6 protein-coding genes and 1 pseudogene are annotated in these 6,187 nt (G+C 41.7%); 5 read left to right on the top strand and 2 right to left on the bottom strand.

The window, feature by feature from the left end; genetic code table 11:
- On the top strand, positions 1 to 540 hold a 540-nt coding region (locus JCM10991_RS11025; RefSeq protein WP_225349967.1), incomplete at its 5' end, for a GNAT family N-acetyltransferase.
- Positions 541 to 576: 36 nt separating this feature from the next.
- Here JCM10991_RS11025 and manA read toward each other — a convergent pair.
- Positions 577 to 1,536, bottom strand: coding sequence for a mannose-6-phosphate isomerase, class I (manA, locus tag JCM10991_RS11020; RefSeq protein ID WP_025021511.1), 960 nt, complete (start codon positions 1,534 to 1,536; stop codon positions 577 to 579).
- A 118-nt stretch (positions 1,537 to 1,654) separates the two neighbouring features.
- Between manA and JCM10991_RS11015 the strand changes: the two genes are divergently transcribed.
- Positions 1,655 to 2,152 (top strand): phosphatidylglycerophosphatase A family protein, encoded by a 498-nt coding sequence (locus tag JCM10991_RS11015; protein WP_023859864.1) that lies wholly within the window; start codon positions 1,655 to 1,657, stop codon positions 2,150 to 2,152.
- A pseudogene (locus tag JCM10991_RS13905) lies at positions 2,055 to 3,406 on the top strand (chloride channel protein). The gene JCM10991_RS11015 and the pseudogene JCM10991_RS13905 overlap by 98 nt, the downstream one beginning before the upstream one ends.
- Positions 3,407 to 3,432: 26 nt before the next feature.
- Here the strand turns inward: JCM10991_RS13905 and JCM10991_RS11005 are convergent.
- On the bottom strand, positions 3,433 to 4,587 hold the full coding sequence (locus tag JCM10991_RS11005) for an MFS transporter (RefSeq protein WP_155889660.1): 1,155 nt from the start codon (positions 4,585 to 4,587) through the stop codon (positions 3,433 to 3,435).
- A gap of 136 nt (positions 4,588 to 4,723) precedes the next feature.
- Between JCM10991_RS11005 and JCM10991_RS16255 the strand changes: the two genes are divergently transcribed.
- Together JCM10991_RS16255 and JCM10991_RS13900 are read left to right on the top strand one after the other, a co-directional pair.
- Positions 4,724 to 4,858 carry a hypothetical protein gene (locus tag JCM10991_RS16255; RefSeq protein WP_263640317.1) on the top strand — a complete coding sequence of 45 codons (135 nt, stop codon included), beginning with the start codon at positions 4,724 to 4,726 and terminating at the stop codon, positions 4,856 to 4,858.
- Complete coding sequence (locus tag JCM10991_RS13900; protein WP_155889659.1) at positions 4,834 to 5,883, top strand: MFS transporter; 1,050 nt, start codon at positions 4,834 to 4,836, stop codon at positions 5,881 to 5,883. Before JCM10991_RS16255 ends, JCM10991_RS13900 begins: the two co-directional genes overlap by 25 nt.
- The last annotated feature ends 304 nt before the right edge of the window (positions 5,884 to 6,187 follow it).

Genomic DNA, 6,187 nt, shown 5'->3' with positions numbered 1-6,187 from the left:
AAACTAAAAAGTAGTGAGGAAAAAATGACTATTCAAATCAGAAACGTAACCACCGCCGATCTGGAAGAATTACAAAAAATCTGTCGGCTCACTTTTGCAGCCACCTTTGATCAAGACAACGATCCGGCTGATTTACAAAAATACTTAGATGAAGCTTATAATATTGAAGTTTTAAGACAAGAACTAGCGCAGGAACAATCTGCCTATTTCTTTGCCCTTAAAGATAGCCAAATAGTTGGCTATCTTAAATTAAACTGGGGCCACGCTCAAAGCGAACTCGATTGGCCCCAAGCCTTGGAAATCCAACGTATCTATGTACACCCTGAATATCAAAAACAAGGTATCGGCCAAGCGCTCTTTGACTTTGCGCTAAAATATGCCCACGACCTAGCTTGTGAAGGCATTTGGCTCGGGGTTTGGGAACACAATAAAAATGCGCTAGGCTTTTATCGTCATCTTGGTTTCAAACAAGCTGGTGCCCATACTTTCGTCCTAGGAAATGACCGACAAACAGATTTGCTCATGTATCGTGATATCTAAAAAGACCGGCGACTTTTGCCGGTCTTTTTTGCGATATTAGTTGGCTTTAGAAGCAATCATGGTGAAGTCGCCACTTAAAGTCCAGTTTGTAACTGTTGAGGGAATGATAAAATGCATACCTTTTTTCAAATCATAAGTCTTATCACCGAGATTAATTTGACCTTGACCTGCAATAACAGAAACTAACCAGTAATCATGGTTTTTATTTTGAAAATCACCTTGATTTTGGTGATTTTCCCAACGATAAACACTGAAGAATTTAGAATTAACAAACTCTGTAACTTTCGTTTGCCCACAAAAGCTGGTTTTCCTAGTTAATTTTGGTGCTTGGAAAGGCACTTGGCTACAAGCCAAAGAATCTTTGATATGTAATTCCCGACTTTGACCTGTCTTTTCATCCTTGCGGTCCCAGTCATATAAACGATAAGTAGTATCACTTGATTGTTGGGTCTCTAAAACCATCACTCCACCACCAATTGCGTGTACCGTCCCACTTGGCACATAAAAGAAATCACCAGCTTTAACGGGTACCTTAGTTAAAAGTTGGTCCCACTTACCTTGGGACACTAATTGGGCAAATTCTTCCTTGCTTTGGGCGCGGTGACCATAAATTAAATAACTACCAGGATCCGCTGCAAGAATATACCAACATTCGGTCTTCCCCAATTCCCCTTCGTGTTTCATGGCATAAGCATCATCAGGGTGAACTTGGACGGAAAGGTCAATTTTGGCATCCAAAATCTTGGTTAACAAAGGAAAACTTTCCTCAGCACCGTGGTTACCAAATAGTTGCGGCTCTGAGGTCCATAACTGCGTTAGAGTCATTCCAGCATAGGGACCATTTTCAACGGTCGCAGGTCCATGCTTATGGGCTGAAATCGCCCAACATTCTCCGGTTTGGTCACTAGGAATGTCATAGCCGAATTCTTCTTGTAATTTTTTGCCACCCCATATTTTTTCTTGGAAGGCAGGCTTTAACAAAATAATATCATTCAAATTGAGCGCTCCTTTAATTTTACTAGCTTCATTATAACAAAAACTGACCAAGTTTTTTCTTGTCAGCCTACATTTATCGTGTTATTCTCATAAACAAAAATTACGTGGAGGAAAAATCATGTTAAATCAAAATTTTAAGTATCCCGACACCGCAGCTTACAACTTTGTTACACAAGAGTTAGAGCGACGGGGGGTGAAACTTTCCGACCTCACTCATCTGGCTTATAAACTATTAGTGGAGTTTGATACACGAGTGACCGAAGCAGACTGTCAGGTAGCCCTACAAGCAGTGCTCCATAAACGTGAAGTCCTCAACCAAGCCATGGTAGCGCTCGAACTCGACCGCTTGGCTCAGGCCGATCAACTACGTGAACCGCTCCTCTCCATCATCAAAAATGATGCTGGTGTCTTTGGTACCGATGAAACCCTGGCCCTAGCCATCGCCAACGTCTATGGTACAATTGGCGCCACCAATTTCGGCTATCTGGATCGTGTTAAATCCGGTATTATCAAGAACTATGATCAACAACCTAACCAGGTCAATACTTTCATCGACGATTTACTCGGCGCCCTTGTCGCTGCTATTTGTGGAAAAATCGCCCACCAATTGGCTTAGAAAGGACCTACCCATGTTTGCCAAATTAAAAACGCACACTAACGACCTCAATCTCATGACTGCCACTATCGCTCTAGGACTTATTATTGGAACGTCTTCTTTACTATTAGGTTATTTTCTCGACTTGATTGAACACCTCTTTTTAGGCTTTGTCGAAAGTAATCACCACCCTGTGGCGAGCCAAGCTTGGCCTTTACGGCGACTTCTATCCGTCTTTTTTGGGGGCATCTTAGCCGGAATTTCTTGGCATCTTTTACGTAAAAATTCCCGACCTGTTGGGATTAAGAAAGCTTTAACTGGTGAAAAGATGTCTTTCAAAACCACCTTGATTCACGACCTAACGCAAATCTTTTACGTTTCTACCGGAGGATCTGTCGGCCGGGAATTAGCGCCTCGAGAAATGGGGACCATGTTAGCCCAAAAATTCACCGCACGTTGGAATCGTTATTTGTCTACTGAAGACCAAAAACTCCTTCTAGCAGCAGCGGCCGGAGCGGGGTTTGCTGGAGTCTATATTTCACCTTTAACCGGGATGTTTTTTTGTCTGGAAATCCTCTACCAAAAAATCAGTCGCAAAGCTATCGTTGTCAGCCTCACCATGTCTGTGCTTGCGACTTTAGTGGGGGCACTCAGTAAAGGTTTCACCCCCTATTACGTGATTTCCCAACCACATTTTAACCTTAAGCTCTTACCTTTAATTTTAATTTTAGGACCATTAGCAGGTTTAGTTGGCGCTTATGTGCGACGCTGGATTCAAAAAGCCAGTAATGCTCGCGCTTCGGACAATAAAATTCTCATCGGCCTACCTTTAGCAGCACTTTTAACCGGAACAATTGCCACTTTCTTTCCACAAATTATGGGTAATGGTCGCGGAGTAGCACAAATGGCTTTCAATTTCCAAAGTGTCAGCTTAGAAGCCATGGGACTTTTAATTTTCGGAATGGTGGCCAAATTAGTTGTGACCATTTTTACCTTGTGGACTGGTGCTTACGGGGGAACCTTAACACCTTCCATTGGAGCTGGGGCTTGTCTAGGAGCCTTAGTGGACTACTTTATGTCCAATTTGTACCGACAGCGAGCTTAGTTCAATGCGCCCTTTTGGGAGCAGTGGGATTATTGACAGCCACCCAAAATGCACCTTTAATGGCGATATTTATGCTTTTTGAAATTTGCCACCTAGATATTAGTGCCCTTTTGCCCTTAGCTTTGTGTGCCAGCCTTTCCATAGCAGTTGCCTCTCAATTGGAAGCATAAAAAAAACTTGTCAACTGACAAGTTTTTTATGCAATCTTTTCACGACTTTCCATAATAATCAAAGATAGTGTAGTGATAAGCGTCACCAATAGAAGTACAAAGACTATTGGTGTCCAGCTATGAAAATAACTATAGCCGTAACCACAAAGTGCCGGCCCCAAAGCTGCCAAGAGGTAACCGCCAGTTTGCGCCATACCAGAAAGTCGTGCAGTTTGAGTAGGATTAGTGGTTTTCAAGGAAAAAGCCGTTAACATATAAGGGAATAATGCCCCAACACTCGCACCCCAGAGAACATTGACCGCACTCCAAAACCAAAAACTACGAGAATTTACCATCAATAAAAGGACCATAGCTAAGATGCCACAAATCGCAAAAATCAGCATAAAATTTCGCCGCGCTTGACGTTTTTGACGTGAAACAATTACAGGAATTAGTGCTGACAGGGGTAAAGAAATCAACGAATATAGTCCTGCTAACAAACCACTGGCATTTTGATTGAGGCCAGCATCTAAAGCCATAGTTGGTAACCAGGTCAGTCCTGTGTAAAATAAGAGCGATTGAAAACCAGAAAAAATCAAGGTCACCCAGGCCATTTTATTAGTCCAAATTGAAGTAGGTTCTACCGTATCGGTTTTGGCCAAGGTTAAGTAGTGATTATTTTTTATATTAGGCCACCAGGTCAAGGCTGCCAAAAGGATAATCACACTCAATAAGAAAATTAAAAATTGCCAGGAAGTTTGCGTCACAATGGGGACTGCCACTGCCGATGCAATAGTAGACGCTAAACCCATGGCTGTCGTATAAATAGTGGTATAGACCCCAAAGCTACGAGGATAATTTTCCAATAAAAGACTAGGAAATAAAACATTGATAAAGGCAATTGCCAACCCCACAATCATGGTACCAACATACAAAGTCGCCACATTGATTAACCGTAATCCTGACCCCAAAGCCATGATTAAAATCACTACGGTAAAGGTTTTTTCCAAACCAATTTTTTGGGCTAAATAAGGGGCAAAAGACGAACCCAGAGCAAACATCACCAAAGGAATCGTAGTTAAAGTTCCCAAAGACGCCACCGATACACCAAGACCCTGGGCTATTTGAGTCAAAACTACCGGCAAAGTAGTAAAAGGAATCCGCATGACAATCCCAGCCATAATGATGGCAGGTAACAACATTTTGGACTGTTTCACAATAAAACCTCCTCAAGATTTTTATCTTCTATCTTAACCAGAAATCCTAAAGCTGTCTAGTTGTATTTTTAGGGTAGATTGCGTATAATCTTTGGCGAAACTTATTTTGAAAGGAATGCTTATGCCAAAAAAATTCACTTTTTTTACTTTGATAGCTTTATTTAACTTAGCTGCCAACTACGCCCACCCGGTCACACCGACCTACTTCAAACTTTTAGGCTCAACGACGCCATGTTTGGAATTGCCTTTGCCATGATGTCTTTAGGAATGTTTGCTTTTTCGCCCTTTTTTGGCCAAATTACTAGCACAATTCACAATAAAACCGCTATGGCCTGGGGTAGTGTAGGCTATGCCTTAGCACAAATCCTCTTTTCTTTCGGACATTATGCCGGCATTATTTTAATTGGGCGCCTCTTAGCAGGAATTGCTTGCGCCGCCTTTTTCGTCGGGGTTTTAGCCTATATTACCGAGCACAGTGCCACGAACCAAGTTGGTACTAACTTGACCCTCAATGTCACTGTCCAAACCGTCTTTTCAGCCGGGGGATATTTTATTGGTGGGGTTTTGGGACAAGTTAACCTCAACTTAACCTTCCTTTTACAAATTGGCCAATTAGCGTTAGCCGGCCTTTTGATGGGTTTATTTTTGGATAAAGATGCCCATTTAGAACAATTGAACCGCCACCAACTCAAAAGACAAGCCAATCCGCTAACTGCTTTCCTGGAAGGCAAAGAGTTCATCACGGCTAAACTCGCCTTACTTTTTGGCTTGTCGATTGTCTTTTATCTAGGTTATACCGCCTTTGACCAATCTTTTAACTACTATCTCAAGGATTTCTATAATCTACCAAGCTCAGTCAATGGCTTTTTCAAGGGAGGAGTAGGCTTGCTTTCCCTGATTTTAAACTTGACTTTGTGCTTGTATTTAATCAACCAAACGAAAGTTAGTGCTTCTTTGCGGGCAGTCTTAGGCTTTTCCGCAGTTTTAATTATTGGAGTACTTTTCAGTCCCAACTTGATGATTTTTTTAGCCTTAGCGTTGGTTTTTTACGGAGTCTATGCCCTAACAGTACCTTTGATTCAAGAATTGATTACCCAAGCCGCCCAAGAAGAGACGCGTAATCAAGTCTTAGGCTTTTACCAAGCAACCCAATCTTTGGGTATGATTATCGGGGCTTTAATGGCTGGCTTTCTCTATGATTTCTCCGCCCAGGCTCCCTTTTTCTTCGCTCTAGTTTGTTTTCTCTTAGCCGGTGGGGCCACTTTACAAATCAAAGGATAAAATTGGCTAAAGAAAAAAGCCCAGTGTAAACTAAGCTTAGTCCGTAAGTAACTAGCAAACTATAGAGACGTTTAGGTTTTTTTTCGCTACGTTTGGGGTGAAATAAATTATTCTCAGTAAAAATCTTGTATGCTGTACTTATCAGTCCAGAATGATTTCCCCCACTCTGACTGATTCATAGATAATATACAAATTTTCCCCTGCCACTCTTAGGGTGGCTACATATTATTCTAAAGACCTTGATATTTCCCCTCAAGGTCTTTTTAATGCAGAAATTTTAAAACAACAAGCCGTTAGAAATTAC

Source organism: Ligilactobacillus equi DSM 15833 = JCM 10991 (genome assembly GCF_000615765.1).
In the GTDB taxonomy this organism is placed as follows: domain Bacteria; phylum Bacillota; class Bacilli; order Lactobacillales; family Lactobacillaceae; genus Ligilactobacillus; species Ligilactobacillus equi.
The sequence above is the reverse complement of the archived record's forward strand: the minus strand, read 5'-3'. Positions and strand labels throughout refer to the sequence as shown.